General features: G+C 45.2%; 18 protein-coding genes. All 18 read left to right on the top strand.

Translation table 11 applies throughout. The features are described 5' to 3' along the window. The first annotated feature begins 11 nt into the window (after positions 1–11). The 18 genes from DW739_RS14955 to ruvB all read left to right on the top strand — a co-directional run bounded on the left by DW739_RS14955 (position 12) and on the right by ruvB (position 21878). On the top strand, positions 12–167 hold the full coding sequence (locus DW739_RS14955; RefSeq protein ID WP_182427987.1) for a hypothetical protein: 156 nt from the start codon (positions 12–14) through the stop codon (positions 165–167). Between the two features lie 245 nt (positions 168–412). After that, complete coding sequence (locus tag DW739_RS11485; protein WP_118743090.1) at positions 413–4855, top strand: hemoblobin-interacting domain-containing protein; 4443 nt, start codon at positions 413–415, stop codon at positions 4853–4855. Positions 4856–4858: 3 nt separating this feature from the next. Further along, the gene (locus DW739_RS11480; protein WP_243023770.1) at positions 4859–5995 is read left to right on the top strand and encodes an FAD:protein FMN transferase; all 1137 of its coding nucleotides are present in this window, start codon (positions 4859–4861) and stop codon (positions 5993–5995) included. 84 nt (positions 5996–6079) lie between these two features. Then, positions 6080–6721: a hypothetical protein gene (locus DW739_RS11475; RefSeq protein ID WP_118696022.1), complete on the top strand. Its 642-nt coding sequence runs from the start codon at positions 6080–6082 to the stop codon at positions 6719–6721. Between the two features lie 182 nt (positions 6722–6903). Beyond that, on the top strand, positions 6904–7473 hold the full coding sequence (locus DW739_RS11470; RefSeq protein ID WP_022360190.1) for a biotin transporter BioY: 570 nt from the start codon (positions 6904–6906) through the stop codon (positions 7471–7473). A 135-nt stretch (positions 7474–7608) separates the two neighbouring features. Then, complete coding sequence (locus DW739_RS11465) at positions 7609–8754, top strand: acetyl-CoA C-acyltransferase (RefSeq protein WP_107001661.1); 1146 nt, start codon at positions 7609–7611, stop codon at positions 8752–8754. Between the two features lie 104 nt (positions 8755–8858). Further along, entirely contained in the window at positions 8859–10166 is a 1308-nt protein-coding gene (locus tag DW739_RS11460; RefSeq protein WP_118685119.1) for an AMP-binding protein, read from the top strand. 379 nt (positions 10167–10545) lie between these two features. Beyond that, entirely contained in the window at positions 10546–11307 is a 762-nt protein-coding gene (locus tag DW739_RS11455) for a GntR family transcriptional regulator (RefSeq protein ID WP_347560727.1), read from the top strand. 259 nt (positions 11308–11566) lie between these two features. Beyond that, entirely contained in the window at positions 11567–12424 is an 858-nt protein-coding gene (locus tag DW739_RS11450; protein WP_107001658.1) for a fructoselysine 6-kinase, read from the top strand. A 39-nt stretch (positions 12425–12463) separates the two neighbouring features. Next, a complete protein-coding gene (locus DW739_RS11445; RefSeq protein ID WP_118523858.1) occupies positions 12464–13441 on the top strand; it encodes an SIS domain-containing protein in 978 nt (325 codons plus the stop codon). A gap of 390 nt (positions 13442–13831) precedes the next feature. Beyond that, positions 13832–14242, top strand: coding sequence for a hypothetical protein (locus DW739_RS11440; protein ID WP_022360184.1), 411 nt, complete (start codon positions 13832–13834; stop codon positions 14240–14242). A gap of 31 nt (positions 14243–14273) precedes the next feature. Beyond that, entirely contained in the window at positions 14274–15641 is a 1368-nt protein-coding gene (locus tag DW739_RS11435; RefSeq protein WP_107001656.1) for a sodium:glutamate symporter, read from the top strand. 108 nt (positions 15642–15749) lie between these two features. Then, positions 15750–16586: a sugar phosphate isomerase/epimerase family protein gene (locus tag DW739_RS11430; RefSeq protein WP_022360182.1), complete on the top strand. Its 837-nt coding sequence runs from the start codon at positions 15750–15752 to the stop codon at positions 16584–16586. 29 nt (positions 16587–16615) lie between these two features. Continuing rightward, positions 16616–17452: a sugar phosphate isomerase/epimerase family protein gene (locus DW739_RS11425; protein WP_107001654.1), complete on the top strand. Its 837-nt coding sequence runs from the start codon at positions 16616–16618 to the stop codon at positions 17450–17452. A 14-nt stretch (positions 17453–17466) separates the two neighbouring features. Next, the gene (locus tag DW739_RS11420; RefSeq protein ID WP_118743087.1) at positions 17467–18288 is read left to right on the top strand and encodes a BtpA/SgcQ family protein; all 822 of its coding nucleotides are present in this window, start codon (positions 17467–17469) and stop codon (positions 18286–18288) included. Between the two features lie 3 nt (positions 18289–18291). Continuing rightward, complete coding sequence (locus DW739_RS11415) at positions 18292–19818, top strand: FGGY-family carbohydrate kinase (RefSeq protein WP_118743086.1); 1527 nt, start codon at positions 18292–18294, stop codon at positions 19816–19818. A gap of 255 nt (positions 19819–20073) precedes the next feature. Continuing rightward, a complete protein-coding gene (ruvA, locus tag DW739_RS11410; RefSeq protein ID WP_118743085.1) occupies positions 20074–20697 on the top strand; it encodes a Holliday junction branch migration protein RuvA in 624 nt (207 codons plus the stop codon). Between the two features lie 158 nt (positions 20698–20855). Beyond that, the gene (ruvB, locus tag DW739_RS11405; protein ID WP_118743084.1) at positions 20856–21878 is read left to right on the top strand and encodes a Holliday junction branch migration DNA helicase RuvB; all 1023 of its coding nucleotides are present in this window, start codon (positions 20856–20858) and stop codon (positions 21876–21878) included. The last annotated feature ends 62 nt before the right edge of the window (positions 21879–21940 follow it).

Below are 21940 nucleotides of genomic sequence, written 5' to 3'. Positions count from 1 at the left end.
AAGGGACTGGAATGGAACAAAATGTTTACAGATGGAGTATGTGCGAAAAGGATAAAAATATACGAAATGAAGCAAACAGAAAAAAAATCTCAAAATATGTTTTTTTAAAATTCATGGCAAGCGAGGCAATATCAGGGAAAAAGGCGGAAAAAATCGCTGCAAAATGAGACTTAACATGTGCTGAATGGAAAAAGAAATTTGCATGTTAGTTTTAGCAACTAAAAAACCAATGCTTTATTGAGAATAAAATTCAATTAAAAAATAGATAAAAATTCTCATTTTTAAATAGATTTAAATAATTGACAGATTTTATTAGATTAGTTTATACTAACCTCCTCGGTCACCTGAGTTAGGGATGCCTAATCTGGTGCGGAGAGTAAGATATTACAAAAGATTATATGGAGGAATATGTATGAAAGGTAAGGGAAGATCCCGGCAGGCAATTCTGGCGGCGGTGACCGTGTTAGCGGCGGCGCAGGCAGGTACTGCTTATGCTTCAACCGGACCGGCATCGGAGTCCGGAGTACAGACCGGTGCCTGGATTCAGGAAGGACAGGACTGGAAATATCAGGGAACGGACGGAACGCTTAAGACTGGATGGGTCAAGACCGAGAGCGGCTGGTATTATCTGGATCCGCAGACCGGACGGATGATGACTGGATGGATCACAGTCGATGGACAGCGGTACTATATGAACACAACTGCCGATGGCGTGGAAGGACAGATGCGCCGCGGCTGGTGGAAGGACAATGCAGGAAAATGGTATTTCTTCAGCACTGCATCCGATGGAACGGAAGGTATGACCGTGACAGGATGGCAGTGGATTGATGGAAAATGCTATTATTTTGATAACTTGAGTGCAGAAAACTTTGGTCAGATGCACACCGAAGGCCGGACGCCGGACGGTTACAGCGTCAATGCGGATGGACAGTGGGTCAATGAAAATGGAGAGGTCCAGACCCGTGCGGATAGAGGTTACGCGAGCAGCCCGGCAGCAGACGGCAACGGAAGCAGCGTATCAGGAGGCGGTTCGGGGAATTCCGGCAGTTCCGGCGGCAGCCATTCGGGGGGCTCTGGAAGCAACAGTAATTCTGGAAATAACAGTAATTCCGGAAATAACAGTAATTCTGGAAATAACGGTAATTCCGGGAATGACGGAAATCAGAATGGCGGAAATGCCGGAGATAACGGAAACACTGAAAATCCAGACAAGCCGCAGATGGTTTCGCTGGTAGATGAGACGAAGACAAAGCTTACCGAAGTAAATTCCCTGGGCTGGTGGCTTCCGATCGCATTTGATGAGGGATACAATGCAGGCAATACGGTCGTTAAGGTCGATGGAAAAGATGTAACCAATCTTTTAACTCCGATCACAGATGACGGACGTATGGCAAAACTGGCGCTTCTTGGCACACCGGGCAAAGTAACCGTCAGCAGCAAAGAAGATGCGGCAAAGGAAGAGACGGTGGTTCTGAGCAATGAGAGCCAGGAAGATGCTGTATATGAGGAAAACGACGGCTATCTGCCTGAGAAGATTCTGACGCATGAGTCAGTTGCTTACTGGGACTATTATCTGACCAATTACGATGAAAACGGAAATGCCCGCATTTCTCCGAAAAAGACTACGTATAACTTGAATGAGGAAAAACAGACTCATCCGAGCTATTCGCCGGATGCGGTTCTTCCAAAAAATGGAAAAGCAGCCGTTACCATTCTGTTTAACTATAATACAGACGAAGAAAAAAAGTGGTTTGACGGCATCCGCAAGCTGGAACTGGTTGAATATAATGAGCAGAAGAACACAATCAATCCGGGTCTCGCATTTGACAGTGAAAAGAATGTAGCGCACGGACAGGGATGCGTTGGACAGCTGACCATCCAGACAGGACAGAGCAATTTCTTCAATAATGGACGTTATTATGTGCGGGTTGTATCGTCGGCGGGCGGTTCCGCGCTCGTTCCGATTCATGTCGTCAATGAGACAGTACCGACGCTGGAGCTTAAGGAAACACCACAGTCCGGAAAGAACCTCCATTTTGCAGTCAGCGATCTGGTATACGGAATTGAGACACCGATCGAGCGTGTGACACTGGAAGATCCGAGCGGAACAGTAAGCGACCTTAAGATGATCGATGACTGGTATCTCTACAGTCAGGATTTATTTGTTCTGCACAATGATAATACAGACCATCTGCCATACAAGGGCGATTACAAGATCACTGTATATGCAAATGGTTTCCAGTCATTCTCCAAGAGCTTCAAGGTGAAAACGGGCGCAGAGCCGGTAAAAGAGAAGGAACAGACCAATGGTCAGAAAATGGCGTCATACGGATTCGACGGTATCAGCACCGCATTGACCGGTTCCGGCGGAAGCGGAAGCTCCAGCGGCAGCAGCTCAGGAAGCTCTGCAATCTCTGCAAACCTGATTTTTGATTCAGATCTGCTTGTAAATGCACATCTCCTTGAACAGACCAAGATGGAAAATGATGCGTCCAAGGCAGTGATGGAGTGGTGGCACAATGCGATTCCGGATGCAGTCTTTGATACTGGAGATGATGATTTCTTCAGATGGACAGACTACATAAATAAGAGCGAGAATCAGAAATACGAAGAGAACAGAATGCTCCCATTTGCAGATTACCGTGAAAATGGAGCACTGGATCCGAACCATCCGGCAACGGCAAAAGAGGTTCTTGAAGATGGTCTGCTCGGCGATATCCAGTACAATGGAAACTTCTCCCGTCAGGATGCACCGGCGATTACAGTTGTACAGAACAAAGAGGGCGAGCCGGTAGTCCTGCGGACAGAGGATACAGAGTATATCGAAGCGGTTCAGAGTATCGTTGTCAACGGAAACTGGCAGGCACTCAGCAAGACCAAATATTCCATCGATAAAGAAGCGAGCACCATTACCATTAATGCGGATGTATTCAAGGCTGGTGAGGAGTACAAGCTGACTGTTGATGCAACGGGATATAAGAGCCAGAGTATTGTATTTACATACGATAAGGTGCTGGAGAGTGATCTGGCGCTGAAGGTTGATTATGCGGATGCTAAAAATGCATTTTCAGCAAAGAAGACAGTAGATGGAAAGAAAACATACTACTTTGCAGATGCTGAATTTACCGTTGAGGGCAGCGAGGGAGATTTCCTGAAGAACCTGAAATCTGTTACTCTGCTTTCCGATGAGGAGGATGCTGTTGAGAGAAATATCTACAAGAAAGGCGTGTCCAGCAGCAACGAGGTTTACTATGAAGTATCCGGGGATGGCAAGAAGCTGATTCTCCATCAGGTTCAGCCGGGAAGCTATAAGCTGACTCTTCGTTCGAATTATTACACGGAGGCGCTGAGATGTGAATTTGTGGTTGAGAAGGAAGAGGAAGAAATTAAGGAAGAGATGGCAGCTCCAGAAGTAGTGGAGTTCAGCAAACATAAAGCCAGTTGGTCATTTGATCCAGATTTTGGACGTGCTTCTTTTAAGGCTTCAAAGGGAACGAGTGTAAAAGATTACCTGGCTAAGATTACGTCCGTGAAGGTTGGAAATAAAGAGTATACGAAAGCTTACAGCCTTAGTTCGTATAACCCTACATGGAAGATGACAGATGCAGATGATCCATATAACAATGTACAGGATTTTGATTGCATCGATTTCACTTTAGACGGTTTCAGCACCGAAGAAAGCACCGATGTAACGATCCAGGCAGAAGGATACGAAGAGCTTACCTTTACAGTTACAAAGGATATGAAGTTAGCGGGTGACGAAGAGAAACTGCTTCCAGCACCGGAACTGACAGGCAGCACTACGGTTGATGAGGGAAAACCGCTGGTTCTGACTGGTGATGAAGAGTATCTGAAAGCAATTAAGTCTGTAAAAGTAACTGGCAATGATGCGGAGAAAGATGTTGCGCTTGGATTTGAAGTAAATGGTACAACATTGACAATTCGGACAAGCGCACTGGATAGTGGTCTGAATGAGGTTGTGATCGAAGCAAAAGGTTACAAGAATCAGTCGATCACGGTTACAGTTGAGAGCCAGAAAGCGGATACAGAAATTGAGGTTTCCAGTGTTGTAAAAGAGAGTAATTGGACGGGAAAATATTTACTGATTCGTTTCAATGGAGTTGAGGAGGAAAAGTTAAAAACCTTCTTAAAGGAGATTAATTCGGTTGAGGTGAATGGAACAGCGTATAGCAAGGCATCCGTTTCCTCCTTCCTTGGAAGTGGTGAGTTTGCACCGCATGCAACGGATACATCTCATAGCAATGAGAATTATGATTGTTTAAAGGTTTCAGCGTCCGGACTGAGTGAAGAAGAGGATAATGAAATTCTTATCTACACTACGAATAACGGAACGATTGAGTGCAAACTTGATAAAAACTGGAAATTAATCAAGGAATCCAGAACGCTTCTTGCCGATGAAGTCCTCCCAAGCGAGATCGTCACCACCCCAACCGAGGGAGTAACCACACCGGAGCAAACACCGGCAGAGCCGAAGACGAATGACGAAAACAAGGCAGATGTACCGGATGGCGATAAGAAGAACGAGACAGACGATGCGAACAAGGCACCGGAAGTAGACGAGGACAAGAAAGAGGATTCGGACGAGAAGAAAGACGAAACTTCAGATAAAGGCGATGCTGACAAGGATGATTCGAAAGATGAATCCGGCGAAACTGGTGACGATTCCAAGAAGAATGAAACGGATGAATCTAAGGACAATGATTCCAAGAAGGATGAGACCGGTGACGTAAAAGATGATACTTCTGATAAGGAAGAATCCGACGGAGGTAAAGGCGATGCTTCTGAGAAAGAAGAGTCTGTTTCTGAAGAAGAGCAGTTGTATTTAAAGGAGTAAAAATTGAAACAGAAGTGGTGGATTTTATTAACCCTGCTGCTGTGTGGCTGCGGTGCTTCATCGCAGCCGGATCAAACGGGGACGGTCCAGAATGACCGTCCTCGTTTATCTGCGTCTACGGAAGAGACGGCAGAAAATGTGGCAGCAGTAGAAAAAAAAGAAAATTTAGAGAAAAATCCCTCAAATTCGAACCAGAATCCGGGAGAAGGGCAGAATTGGACAGTGTTTGCGATGGATACTGTGATGCAGTTTGACGCCTACGGCGGAAGTGCAAATTTGCAGGAAAAAGTGAAACGGCGGGTGGAAGAGCTGGAAGGGGAGTTTTCGACAACGCAGGAAAACAGCGATATTTTTCATCTGAACCAGGAGAAAACAGCGGAACTTTCCGATGATACGCGTTATCTGATGCAGGAGGCGCTGGCGCTGGGAGCGGAAACAGATGGTGCGCTCGATATTTCGATTTATCCGGTTGTGCAAAGCTGGGGATTTACAACGGGAAATTACCGGGTCCCCAGTGAGAGCGAGCGGGAAAGCCTGCTTAAATCGGTCGATTATCGTCTGGTCGGTTTAGAAGCAGATACGGCATCGATCGAGCCAGGAATGATGGTGGATCTAGGCGGTGTCGGAAAAGGATTTACCGGAGATGAGGTGGTAAAGACTATGAAGGAGGATGGCGTGACGAGCGCACTGTTCAGTCTTGGAGGCAATATCCAGACGATCGGAACAAAACCGGATGGCGAGAAATGGTATGTCGGTATCAAGGATCCGGAGAGCGACGGCTATCTGGGCGGAGTCAGGGTGCAGGATGAGGCGGTCATTACCTCCGGCGGCTATGAGCGCTATTTCACGGATGATGACGGAACAATTTACTGGCATATCATGGATCCGTCCACTGGGACGCCGGCGCATAGCGGGCTGATTTCTGTGACAATCATCGGACCGTGCGGACTGCGCTGCGATGGGCTTTCGACCGCCCTGTTTGTCATGGGACGGGAAAAGGCAGCAGCACATTGGGCGGCGCATCAGGACTATGAGGCAGTCCTGGTTGACGAGAGCGGCACGATCTGGCTGACGCCGGGCTTAAAAGACCGATTTATTCCGGTGGATCAGGGGGAGACGCGGGAGATTCGGATATTGTGATTCTGGAACAGATCTAGTATAATGAGCAGAGAAAAGTGCATGCGAGTCAGATTTACAATTTATAACGAAGAGGTCGAAAATACCGTGAATGATAGATTGAAAAAGAAGCTTCTTTGCTTTGAGCGCGCTCTCTCCACATTGGAAGGATACGAGGGATGGATGATAGGCACAACTACACTTCATCTGGACTGGCAGCCCAAACAGGGGGAGAATGAGTTTTGCCATACCAAATTAACTCCAGAAATCATCAAAAAAGGCCGCTCGGCAATCCGGGTCCGCATAGCGGCAGCGGAGGAGGAAAAGGAACGGGAAAATGAGGAGATGGAAGTGCTGCTGGTAAAACCGCGCCAGAGCGTCCTTGTCCCGGAAAAAGAGAAAATGCCGCTCATGAAAACAATTACGGAACTGGGCAGTGAGGATGATGATACGCTGGCATTTAGCCGCAGCCAGATGGAAGAATATCTCCGGGAGGCGGCAGATACCAATCCGATCCATCAGGGAGAAGCGGCAGTTCTGCCGGGGTTTCTTGTTATGAATGCCTGCCTGCTTCGTCTGTGGAAGAAGGGCTGGATGAAGGGACAGACCGCTCTGGAAGTACGTTTTCTTGCCCCACTTCGTCCTGATGAGGAGGTATATCTGTCGGATTCGGGGCAGGAGGGAAGAAACGCGGTGTATCTGAGAACGAAGCAAGAGGGAAAGGAAATTCTTTCGATTACAGAAAAATAGGGATGCCGATGATAAAGTGGGTGCAGAGGAGCTATGGGTGCATATGTAAACCATTTATAAAAACAAGGTTGACAATCTGCTGAAATTCCGATATACTCTTTTCTAGCAAAGATTCTCTGTGTGTGATTCATAGGAAAATGCATTACACGGATTAGAATTTTATCACTGAGGAGGTATATATAATGAGTTCAGAGACAAGTGCAGTGAACGTACACGGCGCATGGAGCGCGAAGCGGCTTACACTTTTGGCGATGATGCTGGCTCTTATCAGTGTGTCTTCGTATATTGCGATTCCGCTTCCGTTTTCGGATGCAAAGATCACAGCGCAGACGATGATTGTCAACCTGATCGGTCTGCTGATTGCACCACAGGATACCATTTTAGTTATGGCGAGCTGGCTGCTGTTAGGCTTATGCGGCGTGCCGGTATTCAGCGGCGGAAGCGCAGGACCGGGAAAACTGCTTGGACCGAGCGGCGGTTACTATATCGGATTTCTGGTTGTAGCGTTCCTGATTTCCCTGTTCTGCCGGAAATGGAAAAATGTTGCATTCCAGACAGCGTTCCTGATTGTAGTTGGTATTCCGGTGATTTACGCATTCGGTGCAGGCTGGATGAAACACGTGACCGGACAGCCGTGGGGTGCAGTTATCGTGCAGTCGATAATTCCGTTTATTCCGCTGGACATCGTTAAGTGTGTGGCAGCGGTAGCACTTGGAAAGGCGCTGAAGCGGACGGGCTTATTTGGAAATTAGATAGAAAATAAAGATGGGATGTGGTAGTGAACAGAATCAGCCTTTTAGTGCAGAAATGCAGCCAGGAGGCATGAGGAGTCCGTTGCCGCATCCCTTTAATTTTAATTAGGAATAGAAGAAAAACAGGAGAAAAGTATGAATCACGTATATATTCTGGGCGGTTTGCGCAGTTACATCGGGGTGAAAGATGGAATGTACCGTCATATCCCGGCGGAAAAGCTGGGGGCGGAGGTGCTGCGGGAGGTGGTTTCGCGATTTGAGCTTCCAACCGATGCGATCGACTATATAATAGGAGGAAATGCGGTCGGGGGAGGCGGCAATATCACGCGTCTGGCGGCACTTTCGGCAGGGTTTCCAGAGCGGATTCCGGCGGTTACTTTGGATCTGCAGTGCGGGTCGGCGCTGGAGGCGATCAGCGCGGCCGCAGCCAAGATTGAGAGCGGGATGGCGGATCTGGTCATTGCCGGGGGAATGGAGAGTTCTTCGGTACAGCCGTACCGCATGATGTCCCCGAACCATCCGGAGTATGACGGTGGAAAGGTGTATACGGTTGCACAGTTTGTGCCGGGAAAGCGCGGTGAGCAGGTTATGTTAGAGGGCGCGGAGGAGACTGCGATCCGGGAAAATGTCTCTAAGGAAGAGATGGACACCTGGGTGCTCCGGAGCCATAAGAGGGCGGCGCAGGCGCGCAAAGAGGGAATATTGGAGGATATAACGGTTTCCATCGACGGTAGCAGCCGGGATGAGGGAATCCGTCCGACAATGAGCCAGCGTCTGATCGACCGCCTGCCGTATCTGCTTCCAAATGGCACGAAAATCACGGCGGCAAATGCGTGCCTGATGCACGATGGCGCGGCATTTGTGGTACTTTGTTCGGAACGGTTTTTGCGGGAACAGGGACGGAAAGCAGAATGCCGTTTCCGGTTTGGTACAGCGATCGGGGATGATCCGATGATGAGCCCAAAATCAGCCGTCAGCGCTGCTAAGGCGATACTTGCAAAAACGGGGCATTCTTATCAGGAGATCGATGCTTTTGAGGTCAATGAAGCGTTTGCCGTTATTGATGTTCTATTTGAACGTGCATTTCCGGGGATTGAAGACCGTTATAATATCTGGGGCGGGGCACTTGCCTATGGGCATCCATATGGAGTCTCCGGCGCAATGATTCTGCTGCATCTGATGAAAGCACTGGAACATAAAAATGGGCATTTGGGAATGTGCTGCGTGGCAGCCGCCGGAGGGATCGGAAGCAGTATTCTGGTGGAGAAAGTAATGAAGTAGATGAAGACAGTGCTTGAATGATATAAAAAGTAAATGTGGTAAATTTAAAAGCTCAAATTGGTAAAAAGTTCTACATAAAAATAAGTAAAAGACAGGAATTAATCATGAAAGAAATACAGACACAACGTATAAATACATATCTGGATGCGCTCCGGGCATACCCGCCAGAGTGGGAAGCCCTGATCACGGAGAAAGAGCGCTATACGTTCGGGGAGCTCATCGAGGCGGCAGAACGTGTAAGGAAACATCCGAAAGAGATAGAAGAAAAACAGGGAAAACGTCACATCCACTGGATCCAGGAACCGACGATCGCGCATCAGCTTATTCAGTTTCTGGCATATGGAGACGGAAATACGGTTCCGGTAATTGCACCGTCCGATGTAAAAATTTCCGATGAATTGCGTGACGTGACACCTCCGGAAGGGGCATATATGGGTGTGATGACGTCGGGAACCTCCGGTCGTCAGAAAGTATTGTTCCGCTCCTTTGAAAGCTGGCACGATTTTTTTAAGCTTCAGAATAAAATTTTCAAAATGGGAGAGGGAAGCATTACGTTTATGCAGGGAAGCCTGGCGTTTACGGGCAACCTGAACCTTTATATGGCGCAGCTTGCGTCCGGCGGAAGCGTCGTTGCGGCGGATTCCTTTGATCCGCGCCTCTGGAAGCGGATGATCGAGGCAGAACAGGCGACCTGCGTCTATCTGATTCCTGTCAAGCTGCGGGCGCTGCGGCGTATCTATGAGCGGGAACAGGCGGTCAATTATCGGATTATTTCTTTTGTCAGCGGCTCCCAGAGTATGGGCGGTGCGGAGGCAGTGCAGTTTAAAAAGGCATTTCCCGAAGCGGAGATTACATTGTATTATGGCGCCAGCGAGCTGAACTATATTACCTATATCCATGGAAGTGAGATGAAAGAAGATACGACGCTGGTTGGCCGTGCATTTCCAGAGGTGGATGTCTGGATTGAAAACGACCATTTTCATGTAAAAACGCGGTATGGAATCCTTGGAATTGGAAATGACGCGGTGATTGGGGATTGCGGTCACACAGATGCAGAGGGACTCTTCTATTTTGATGGGCGGGATGATGATATCTGCAACATAAATGGGAGAAAAGTGTCATCCCTCCGGATCGAAGAGGCGGTGCGGACATTTCCGGGAGTGGCAGAGACGGCAGTGAAGGCAGTCCATGAGCATGGGCGCGATTATCTGAAAGTGTGGATTGTGTGGGAGAAAGAAGCTGAAAGGGAAGAAATTGCCGGAAGTGACAGCGAAAAAAGTGGTTGTATCAATATGGCAATTCGGGAATTTTTGGCAGAAAGACTGGCAGATTATGAGATTCCACGCGAATTTGTCTTTCTAAAGGAGTTTCCAAAGACTGAAAGTGGAAAGATTCGTAAAAAAGAACTGTGAAAAATGCTTTTTCTTGTCAAAAAAGAAAATTGCTTATTGTGCAAAATGACAAAAGTGACGTTGACAAAATTGGAAAAGGGTGGTATATTCCCGTCTTTGACAGTAATGTTTGGAAAAACACCGCAGAAAGGCTTATTCTATATAGCTTTTCCGGCGGTGCTTTTTCGTTTTGTGATAAATTCATAGTCTGTTTCAATCCGGGCCTGTTCTTTTGCCCAAGCCATAACGTCATCTCTTGTAGGATCGTGTTCAACCAGCAATTCTTTTAAGGTGCCAAGTTTTCGAATAGTCCTGGAAGTAGATTTTCCATTGGCATCAATGTAGGATTGCTTTTTATTTAGATATAGTTTATATTGTTATATAAAGAGTTATATCATTCATGTTATTAGGAACAGGGAGAAAGAAAATGTTAAATAGTAGTGCCGCAGTGCCGCTGTATGTCCAATTAAAAGAAAAAATTGAACAAAAAATAAGTGATGGTGAATATAAACCAGGAGAAAAGCTGCAAACGGAAGGTGAAATGGCAAAATCGTTTGGAGTCAGTATTATTACAGTTCGAAAAGCAGTCAGCGAATTGGTGGAAAAAGGACTTGTAGAAAAAAAACAGGGAAAAGGAACATTTGTCTGCCAGCGCAAAGTAACTAAAGATATGAAAAAATTGCAGAGTTTTTCGGAAATGTGTGCTCATATGGGAATGAAGGCCGGAGGACGTATGCTTGAAAACAGGCTGGAACTGGCGAGTGAAAAGATAGCCCGGCTTTTGAATGTGGAAAAAGGCAGCCAGGTTATCTATATATCCAGAGTCCGCTATGCGGATGGTATGCCGATGGCGATTGAGCGTAACTATTTTCCACTTAAATATGCATTTCTTCTGGAAGAACGATTTGATGACAATTCATTGTTTACATTTTTGAAGGAACACTCTCATACAGCAGTGGCAATTTCAGAAAAATGGATTGAACTTTGCAAGGCGACAGCAGCGGAAGCAGAGCTTTTGCAGATGGCGAAAGGAACTTCGATGCTTTTTATCAAAAGTGTGGCATATACGGCTGAGAAGGAACCCATTTATGTAGGGCATCAGGTGTTTAATGGAGAAAAATGCTCATTTTATGTCTGTGAATCTACAATAGGAATCGAGTAAATTAATTGAAAAGAAAAGGCTGATTCAGGTTAGGAAGCAAGAAAAATTTGCGCTAACAGGAGTCAGCCTTTTCTTTTTATCAGGAACATGGAAACGGAGATGATAGAAATTCCATTACCGGGCACGTATGCGTGAACAGTACCTAGAAAAAAGTGATGTAAAAAAATGCAGAAATCACTTGACAAAATACATACATAAGTATAATATGATATCATAACATTATATAATGATATATAATCAATCCAAAGGAGATGAAAAAATGCGGGTCATTGGAATTGGGGACAATGTGTGCGACAAATATGAACATCTCAGGCTTATGTTTCCGGGAGGTCAGGCTGCAAACTTTGCGGTTTATGCAGGGATGCTGGGGGCAGAGTCAGCTTATATGGGAGTGTTCGGGCGGGATGAGGTTGCAGAACATGTGATAGCAACACTCGATGAGCTGCAGGTAGAACACAGTCGGTGCCGTCAGTATGAAGGAGAAAATGGTTATGCGAGGGTTACGCTGGTAGACGGAGACCGTGTCTTTCTCGGAAGCAACAAAGGCGGCGTATTAAAAGAAAATCCGTTAAATCTGGACGTGGAAGATCTGGAGTATATTAAAACATTTGATCATGTGCACACGACCAATAATAGCTATTTTGATGAACAGCTTCCTAAACTGGCAGAACAGGGAATCTCTGTATCGTATGATTTTTCGGGTCAGTGGGTCGATGAAGAACGAGTAAAAAAGGTTGCTCCGTATATTACGTATGCGTTTCTTTCATGTGGTTCCGTTTCGAGAGAGGATGCGGAAGAAATTTGTAAGAAAATGTTTCGTGCTGGATGCCCAATGGTAATTGCAACAAGAGGAAGCTATGGAGCAGTTCTATTTGATGGAACGCAGTTTTATGAGCAGCCGCCGCATCTGGTTGAAGCAGTAGATACGCTGGGAGCAGGGGATTCATTTGCAACGGCATTTCTGCTTTCGTTTCTGGAGAGCCGGAAAAAGTATGGCATACAGATGAAAGAAAGCATTTATGAAAAAGAGATAAGGAAAGCACTGGAAGCAGGGGCAGAGTTTTCTTCGAAAACCTGTATGGTTCAGGGGGCTTTTGGACATGGAAAGTCATTTTGACAAATAATTGATACAAAAAAAGAAAAGGAGATCAGAAAGATGGAAAAATCAGTAAAAGAAATTGTAGCAGAGATCAAAGAAAAGATGGACAAACTGGGTGGATTAAAGCATGTGTATTTTGTAGCTTGCGGCGGATCTAAGGCAGCTATTTTCCCAGGGCTGTACCTTCTTCAGAGTGAGGCAAAAACTTTTAGCGCTACTACATATACCAGCAATGAATTTGTTCATGCAACACCAAAAGAACTGGATGAGCGGTGCGTCGCAGTTATTTGTTCATTAAAGGCAACGCCTGAGACCGTGGAGGCAGTAAAAACAGCCAATGCTGCAGGTGCAGTGACAATCGCTATGACAGGAAATATGCAGACAGGTATGGCAAAAGTTGGACAGTATATTGTGACATATTCAAATGGAGATGATCAGGTATATAGTGATTCTAACCAGGCGAACTCCCTTCGGATTGGTTTTGAGCTGTTAAAACAGTTTGAAAACTGGGAGAATTATGACAAGGCGATGGAAGCATACCGTTACATTGATGAAATTATAGAAGAAGGCAAGAAAAATGTTTTGGCGGATGCAAAAGCCTGGGCAGAAAAATATAAAGATGAACCTGTATTTTACGTGCTGGCATCTGGTTCAAACTATGGAGTTGCATATTCCATGTGCTGCTGTCATTTCATGGAGATGCAGTGGAAGCATGCTGTGTGCCTGCATACGGGTGAGTACTTCCATGGTCCATTTGAAACAACGGATAAGAAGCTTCCGATGATCCTTCTGATGAGTGAGGGAAGAACCCGCGCATTGGATGAACGCTGCTTAAAATTCCTGCGCACTTATGCGGAAAATTATATTGTAATTGATTTTGAAAAATTAAATGGCGGTAAAATCGATAAGAGCGTCGTAGAATTCTTTAATCCGGTTGTTATGATTCCGATTGAGAGATACTATGTTTCCCAGATGGCGGAAGTGCGTGGTCATTCTATGGATGAAAGACGTTATATGTGGAAAGTGGAATACTAAAGATCCTCCAATTAAATATTTTCTTAGACAGACAGCGAGGCCTGACCGTATGGAGCAGACTTCGCTGTTTTGTCCATACGGACAAGTTAATTTAGAGTGAGCATAGTGTAAGTAAAAAATCAGAACGTTTGGCATCAAAGAATTGCTGAAAAAGATAACAGACAAGTGAAAAAAATTGTGAAAATTGATATGGATGTGTGTGATGAAAAAGAAAACGTAATAAAAATATGATAGGAAGAGAGGCTGACCCCCTAAAAAAAATATGTAAAATGACAAATTAGCATTGACAATATAATGATATATGATGTATTATAATGACATGATATGAAAAAATTCGCTTGAAACCTGCAGGAACAAGAAGAATTTGAAAAGAAGGTAGGAGGAAATGTCATGAAAGCAGATGTGTTTGAGTATGAAGGGGAAGGTATTCAGTGTGTATATGACAATAAAAAATGGGTCGTATGTATTAAAAACTGGAAGCCTAATAATGATATTGAGAAGATTCAGTATCTGGAAGTGCATCACGCAACCGATGAGCAGTTTATTCTGGTTCAGGGAAAAGCAGTTCTTTTGACGGCGTCCCGCGAGAATGATGCATTTAAGATTGATGTAATTCCGATGGAGCCAAATAAAGTTTACAATGTTTTGCAGGGAACATGGTTTAATACGATCACACAGAAGGATACAAAGCTGATATATGTGCAGGATGCGGGGACGACAACAGAAAACAGCGAATACTGTGATATGACAGAAGTGGAATTGAGTATGGTTAGGGAAAAAGCAAAAAAAGCATTGCAGTAGCATCATAAAAAAGAAATGAGGAGGACAAAAGATGGAGTTTAATGCGTATTCCATGTTGGTGGATTTCATGTGGGCAGGTATTTTCCTGTTTGTGGCGAAAATGCTGAGGGAAAAAATCAAGATTCTGCAGAGCCTGTTTGTTCCGGTCAGTCTGCTGGCTGGATTTATCGGGCTTGCGTTAGGACAGAATGGTTTTGGAATTATCAGTTTTTCTTCACAGTTTGGTTCTTATGCAGGTCTGCTGATTATTGCAGTATTTGTATCAATTGGGCTGAGGGGCTTTAATTTTTCAGCTGGTGGCTGGAAAACAAATTTTGATCGGATTGGCAGCTACTACTGCTTCCGCAATATTGGCTGGGCGTTTCAGTATGCAATGCCGATTATTTTTGCAATGGTAGTCCTGAAAATAGTTGCTCCTGATTTAAATCCGGCATTTGGAATGTTGATTCCTGCAGGCTTTCAGGGAGGTCATGGTACAGCAGCAGCACTTGGCGCGACACTCGGCACACTTGGATGGGAAGATGCAACGGATCTGGCGATGACAAGTGCAACGGTGGGTATTTTAACCGGTATTTTTGGTGGAATTATTTTGATCAAACTTGGAACAAAAAGAAACTATACCAAGTTTGTAAAAGATTTCAGCCAGCTTCCTAACGATATGCGCACGGGACTCATTGAAGAAGGAAAACGCCCGGTATTAGGCGAAGAAACCGTTTCACCGATGGCAATTGATCCGCTGGCATGGCATCTTCTTCTGATTCTGATTCCAACCGGTATTGGATATCTTTTAACAAATGTAATTCAGGGAGCAACCGGACTTGGCGTTCCGAGCTTCTCTGTCGGCTTCCTGGTAGCAATTGTATTTCATTTTGTATTAAAAGGAATAAAAGCCGATAAATATGTAGATAACCGCATCATTTCCCGTATGGGAAGCTGTGCAACTGATTTCCTTGTATTTTTCGGTGTGGCATCAATTAAGATTCCGGTTGTTATTGAGTACGCAGTTCCGTTTGGCCTGCTGATGTTATTTGGAATTGTCTGGGTTGTATTCCACTTTACAGTGATTGCGCCGAGACTCTTAAAACAGGAGTGGTTTGAGAGAGGCATCTATGTATATGGTTACTCGACCGGTGTAACAGCAATCGGCATGGCGCTTTTAAGAATTGTAGATCCGGAGAACAAGAGCTGTACACTGGATGATGCAGCAATTGTAACACCGATTGAGTCAATTATTGAAATTTTTGCATTAGCGGCAGTTCCGGTTGCCTGTGTTCAGGGAAACTGGATTGCAGCTGTAACACCAATTTTGATTTACCTGGCAGCGCTTTGCATTGTCCCGGTTGTATTCAAATGGTGGCATAAACATCCAGGTAAAGCATGGGATGAAAGTGAGTCTTAGGGAAAGACAAAAGATGTAAATATAATCTATAAATAAGCGGGCACTGTGAAATCTGATAGAGCGAAGTTTTTTGCAGTGCCTTTGTGTATAGAGAGGAGGAACAACTGGATGATAAAGATAAGGCGGGAACAGATTGCAGGAATGAATATGCACTATAAATACAGAACTTTGGATTATTTCTTTAAAACGCAGCAGGCTCTCGGAATAAAAAATATAGAGTTTTGGTGTGCAAGACCGCATTTCCTGCTAGATGATTATGGGTTTGAGGATGCGGCTGAATTAAAAAAGAATGCAGCAGATTATGGATTGACAATCGGAGCTTTTTCACCGGAGTGTACGATTTATAATTATGCACTTTGCTGTCATGACGAGACGGCAAGAAAGCATTCAATCGGATATTTTGAAAATGGAATCCGTGCAGCGGCAGAAGCTGGTGCGAAAGTGATGGTACTCAATTGCTGCGGCGGTGCAAGAAATGAAGATCCGAGACGTATTTTTGAACGTGCGGTTCAAACCTTGCGTCGGCTTTCAAAAACTGCTGCGGAAGAGGGGGTTATTCTTGCAGTGGAAACAGTACGGCCAGAAGACGCAACGGTTATTAATATGCTTCCAGAACTAAAAAAACTTTTGGAGTCGGTTAATGAGCCGCAGATACAGGCTGCCCTGAATTTGACGAGTGCTGGAGTGGCAGGAGAGTCGATGAAAGACTGGTTTGAAGCATTTGGAGACAAAATATACCATATCCGTTTTGTGGATGGACGTCCGCAGGGATGCCTTGCATGGGGAGATGGTTTGAGACCGTTAGAGGATCAATTGATTTGTCTGGATCAGTACAAATATAAAGGATTGCTAAGCCTGGCACTGAATGATGCACGCTACCTGGAGGATCCGGCTGCAGCCGATCGGCAGAATATGCGTGAATTGGAACCGTTTATAATGGATTAATGGAGTAATTGTATGAGGAGGAAGCGAAAATGAAAATAGTTGATTTTGATAAACTTTCGGTATTGAATCTTCATTATTGCCAATATACGTTGGATTATTTCCTGGATTGTATGCAGGAACTGGGAATCAAAAATGTAGAATTGCTGGGAGGACATCAAGGACTTTGGCTGGATCCAAAGGAATATCAGGATCCAGAGCCAGTCCGTAAAAAATTACAGGAACACGGTTTGAAGTGTCCGGTATTTACACCACAGAATTGCCGGTTTGGTTACCAATTTGGTGTAAAAGAACCAGAACTGAGAGAAAAAACATTTGGATTTTTTGCAAATGGGATACGTCTGGGGGCTGCGCTGGGGGCAGAGAAGATAGAAGCAAATTCCGGATGGGGTTACTGGGATGAAGCGGAGGAGGATGGATTGAAACGGGCAGCTGAGATGCATCAGAGACTTTGTGAGGTCGCAGAGGAAAATGGCGTGACAATTGTGGCAGAGTCTTTACGGCCGCAGGAATCAAGAATTGGGTATAGTTTGCGGCAAATGAAACAGTTATTTGATTTAGTCGATCATCCGCGCTTTAAAGTTATGATTGATTTGACAGCAATGTCGGTTTCTGGTGAAACGATTCAGCAGTGGTTTGATGTTTTTGGAAAGGAAAACATTGTACATTCACATTTTCAGGATTGTGATCCCTATGGGCATTACATCTGGGGTGAAGGGAAGAGAAACTTAAGAAAAGATTTAGAGGACATGGTAAAAAATGGATATGAGGGATATTTTACGCAGGAACTGACAGCACCGGCGTATTACCTGGATCCATTTCGTTATGACAAAAGAAATGTGCAGAATTTGAGAATGTACATGGAATAGAGGAGAGAAAGAATATGTGGACAGATGAATTATTTCATGTAAAAAAACCGATCATTGCACTGTTGCATTTGCGGGCGCTGCCGGGGGATCCTCTGTATGAAAAAGATGCAACGATGGGAGAGGTAATTAAAAATGCAGCCAGAGAGCTTCAGGCGCTCCAGGAGGGAGGAGTAGATGGAATTTTGATTGCCAATGAATTCAGCCTTCCGTATGAAAAAAAGGTTTCCTACGTAACTGTGGCAGCGATGGGACGGATTGTGGGAGAATTAAAAAAAGAGATAAAAGTTCCATTTGGTGTCAATATTGTTTCTAATCCATTGGCGACGATCGATTTGGCAGCAGCAGTCGAGGCAGATTTTGTAAGAAGTACATTTACGGGTGCCTATATAGGTGAAAATGGAATTACAGATACGAATATTCCAGAAGTCTTGCGTAGAAAAAAAGCACTTGGACTAGATAAAATGAAATTGCTATATAAGGTAAATCCAGAGTCGGATGTATATCTAGCAGAGAGAAGTCTGGAAAAAATAACAAAATCCATGATTTTTCATTGCTTTCCAGATGGTCTGTGTGTTTCTGGAAGTAGTGCTGGTCAGGAAACGGATTCAAGTTTGGTACGCAGGGTCAAGGCAGTTTCTGGATTTGTTCCTGTTTTCTGTAATACAGGGTGTACGAAGGAAAATGTGGTTGAAAAACTTAATGAATGTGATGGCGCTTGTGTAGGGACTGCTTTTAAGAAAGATGGTAAATTTGAGAACTTTGTTGAAAAACAGAGAGTCATGGAGTTTATGGATGTGGTTAAGGCATATCGCTGTACAATGAAAGAAGGCGTATAGACGTTGCATTATTTTTTAGGAATTGATGTTGGTACATATTCAAGTAAAGGAGTTCTAACAGATGAGTCTGGAAAGGTGGTAAGTCGGGCAGTTACTCATCACGGAATGGAAAATCCAGAACCTGGTTATTATGAGCAGGACGCGGATAAGGTATGGTGGAATGATTTTTGCATTTTGTCAAAAATTCTCTTAAAGCAGAGTGGTGTAGAACCGGAAAAAATTGCTTGTGTAGGGGGAAGCACATTGGGAGCAGATTGCCTTCCGGTTGATAAGGACGGCCATCCTTTACGAAAAGCAATTTTATATGGTATTGATGCACGTTGCGTGGAAGAGATGGAGTACCTCTCACAGTATTATGGCACAGAAAAAGTAAAAAAACTATTTGGACGTCCAATTTGCAGTGGAGATGTATCTGCTAAAATTTTATGGATAAAAAATCATGAACCAGAGGTATATAGACGCACACACAAGTTTTTGACAGGTTCTTCTTATCTAACATTTAAACTAACTGGAAAATATGTAATAGATACATTTTTGGGGATGGCTTCATTTCGTCCGCTGTATTATCCGGATGGGGGCATCCATAAAGAAATGTGTAAACCGATTTGTATGCCGGAGCAGTTGGCAGAAGGAATGCCGGTTACCCATATTTGTGGAACGGTAACAAAGCAGGCAGCTAAGGAGACAGGACTCAAAGAAGGAACGCCAGTTATTACTGGAACTGGAGATTCAGCAGCTGAGGCAATCAGTGTAGGAGTACTTGCACCAGGCGATCTGATGGTACAGTTTGGATCGTCCTTATTTTTCTATTGTTGTGCAGATCGGCTGATTCAGGATGAGCGAGTGCGCGGAAATCCATTTTTAATTCCAGAAACTTATAGTGTAGCAGCAGGAACTAATAATGGAGGCACACTTCAAAAATGGTATTTGGAACAGTTATTTTCTGAATGCTTGGAAAAGGAAAAAACAGCAGGATTGAATGCATATGAAGAAATGATGAAAGGAATTTCTGAGATTGCACCCGGATCGGATGGTTTGATAACTTTACCCTACTTTGCGGGAGAAAGGACACCGCTGAATGATCCAGACGCAAGAGGAATGATTGTGGGACTTTCATTGAGCCATACAAAAAGACATTTGTATCGCTCGGCACTGGAAGGAATTGGGTATTCAGTTGCACAGCATATTGACATATTCCGTGAAAATGGTTTGCCTGTAAACCGGATTGCAGCGGCGGGGGGAGGAACGAAAAACGCAGTTTGGATGCAGATGGTGGCGGATATAGCAGGGGTATCGTTGGAAACACCAAAGGAAGACATAGGGGCAGCTTATGGAGATGCACTGATGGCAGCGATTGGAGTCGGATTCTACCAAGGTTTTTCAGATTTGCGCCAAGTAATCCAAAAGAAATGTATTTATAAGCCGGATTTAGAGAGGCATGAGTTATACAAGCCATTTAGAAAGCTATTTGATGAATTATATAGGTGTAATCAGGAAATATTACATAGTTTATCTAAGCATAACAAGTAAATAAAAGATATGGAAAGGCTTTTTGACTGTAATCATTGATATTACAATTGAAAAGCTTTTTCATTTATAGGTTCCCGATAATGTGTAAAAATGAAATTCAATCAACCGGGCAGAATATATGTTCGAAATTCCGCACTTTCCTTGCAATGAAAACTGTGCTATGGTATACTGAAAAGAAGATTTGGAGGCATTTTGAAGCGTTCTTTTTTTGTTTGAACCAGATCTTGAACCAGTGAGAAAAGAAAGGAATTTACCGTGATTTCGTATGTAAAAGGCATCCTGGCGGAGAAAGCAAAGGACCGTATCGTGGTCGAGTCCGGCATGATGGGGATCGGGATTTTTGTCCCGATGTCGGTGCTGGAAGTTTTACCGCCGCTCGGGGAAGAGGTAAAGATATATACGCACCTGCAGGTGCGGGAGGATGATATGAGCCTGTACGGCTTTTTAAGCCGTTCGGATCTGGAGATGTTCCGCCAGCTTCTGGGGGTCAACGGCATTGGTCCGAAGGGGGCACTTGGCATCTTGTCGGCGCTGCGTCCGGAGGATCTGCGTCTTGCGGTTATGACTGGGGATGCGAAGGCGATCTCCCGTGCACCGGGCGTTGGGGCAAAGACGGCACAGCGGATCATTCTCGATTTGAAGGATAAAGTACAGGCAGAGGATCTGCTGACACCGCTGTTAGATGGCAGTGCGGCGGTTTCGCCGGCTACGGGAAACGGGCTTTCAGGCAATGCGGCGAAGGAAGCCGTGGAGGCGCTGGTGGCGCTGGGATATACGAATGCCGAGGCGGTGAAGGCGGTCAAGAGCGCCAATGTGACGGAAGAGATGGATTCCGAGGCGGTATTGAAGGCATCGCTGAAATATCTGGCGTTTTTGTAAAACAACCTATGTGTCGGACATTCGAAATTGCAGGATCATAAAAAATAGTGGTGCTTGTGCGTCAGATGAAAATTTGGAATGTGTGGCAGATATGAGAAAATGGAACTGTCATGGCTTAATTGAATGAGAGAGAAAAACAGGAAAGACAGGAAACAAGTATGAGCAGAAGGACGATTACAACCGAGGTGACGGAGGAGGATAAGCGGATTGAGGGAAGTCTCCGCCCGCAGACCTTAGACGAATATATCGGTCAGGAGCGGATCAAATCGACGTTAAAGGTATTTATCCATGCGGCGAAATCCCGCGGCGAGGCGCTTGACCATGTTCTTTTCTATGGACCGCCGGGATTGGGAAAGACGACACTCAGCGGCATTATCGCCAATGAGATGGGAACCCGTATGAAGGTTACTTCCGGTCCGGCAATCGAGAAACCAGGGGAGATTGCGGCGATTCTCAACGGGCTCCAGGAGGGAGACGTCCTCTTTGTGGATGAGATTCACCGCTTAAACCGCCAGGTGGAAGAGGTGCTTTATCCGGCGATGGAGGACTATGCGATCGATATCATGTTGGGAAAAGATTCGACGGCGCGCTCGATTCGTCTGGATCTGCCGAAATTTACGCTGGTAGGCGCGACGACACGCGCGGGGCTTCTGACGGCGCCGCTGCGCGACCGCTTCGGCATCGTGCAGAAGATGGATTTTTATACGCCTGAAGAGCTGCAGACGATTGTCCTGCGGACGGCGGGAGTTCTGAATGTGGAGATTGATAAGACGGGCGCCTATGAGATTGCGAGACGTTCGAGAGGAACACCGCGTCTGGCAAACCGCCTGTTAAAACGTGTGAGGGACTTTGCACAGGTCAAGTACAACGGCGTGATTACGAAAGAAGTCGCGGATTTTGCACTGGATATCCTTGATGTGGACAAGCTGGGACTTGACAACAACGACCGTACGATCTTACATATGATTATCGACAAGTTTTCCGGCGGTCCGGTCGGACTGGAGACGCTGGCGGCAGCGCTGGGCGAGGATGCTGGGACACTGGAAGATGTGTATGAACCGTATCTTCTGATGAACGGTCTGCTCAACCGGACTCCGCGTGGGCGGATGGCGACCGAAGCAGCGTATCGGCATCTCGGGTATGCCTGGAATCAAGCAAAAAACGGTATTTCTGAGATTTGATATTTGATTGATTTGAAGGTGGTATTTCTGTGTGGGTGACGTGACAACGTCGAACCATATTT

The sequence above is a fragment of the Clostridium sp. AM28-20LB genome, from assembly GCF_003480665.1.
GTDB classification, from domain to species: domain Bacteria; phylum Bacillota; class Clostridia; order Lachnospirales; family Lachnospiraceae; genus Otoolea; species Otoolea fessa.
Note: the sequence above shows the minus strand (reverse complement) of the source record. Positions and strands in the feature narration are given on the sequence as shown.

Bases quoted from the DNA above. Each gene is read 5' to 3' on its own strand.
- DW739_RS11420 (WP_118743087.1), top strand. From the start codon at position 17,467: ATGTGGACAGATGAATTATTTCATGTAAAAAAACCGATCATTGCACTG.
- DW739_RS11485 (WP_118743090.1), top strand. From the start codon at position 413: ATGAAAGGTAAGGGAAGATCCCGGCAGGCAATTCTGGCGGCGGTGACC.
- ruvB (WP_118743084.1), top strand. From the start codon at position 20,856: ATGAGCAGAAGGACGATTACAACCGAGGTGACGGAGGAGGATAAGCGG.
- DW739_RS11445 (WP_118523858.1), top strand. From the start codon at position 12,464: ATGGAAAAATCAGTAAAAGAAATTGTAGCAGAGATCAAAGAAAAGATG.
- DW739_RS11460 (WP_118685119.1), top strand. From the start codon at position 8,859: ATGAAAGAAATACAGACACAACGTATAAATACATATCTGGATGCGCTC.
- DW739_RS11435 (WP_107001656.1), top strand. From the start codon at position 14,274: ATGGAGTTTAATGCGTATTCCATGTTGGTGGATTTCATGTGGGCAGGT.
- DW739_RS11470 (WP_022360190.1), top strand. From the start codon at position 6,904: ATGAGTTCAGAGACAAGTGCAGTGAACGTACACGGCGCATGGAGCGCG.
- DW739_RS14955 (WP_182427987.1), top strand. From the start codon at position 12: ATGGAACAAAATGTTTACAGATGGAGTATGTGCGAAAAGGATAAAAAT.
- DW739_RS11440 (WP_022360184.1), top strand. From the start codon at position 13,832: ATGAAAGCAGATGTGTTTGAGTATGAAGGGGAAGGTATTCAGTGTGTA.
- DW739_RS11465 (WP_107001661.1), top strand. From the start codon at position 7,609: ATGAATCACGTATATATTCTGGGCGGTTTGCGCAGTTACATCGGGGTG.
- DW739_RS11425 (WP_107001654.1), top strand. From the start codon at position 16,616: ATGAAAATAGTTGATTTTGATAAACTTTCGGTATTGAATCTTCATTAT.
- DW739_RS11430 (WP_022360182.1), top strand. From the start codon at position 15,750: ATGATAAAGATAAGGCGGGAACAGATTGCAGGAATGAATATGCACTAT.
- DW739_RS11455 (WP_347560727.1), top strand. From the start codon at position 10,546: ATGTTATTAGGAACAGGGAGAAAGAAAATGTTAAATAGTAGTGCCGCA.
- DW739_RS11450 (WP_107001658.1), top strand. From the start codon at position 11,567: ATGCGGGTCATTGGAATTGGGGACAATGTGTGCGACAAATATGAACAT.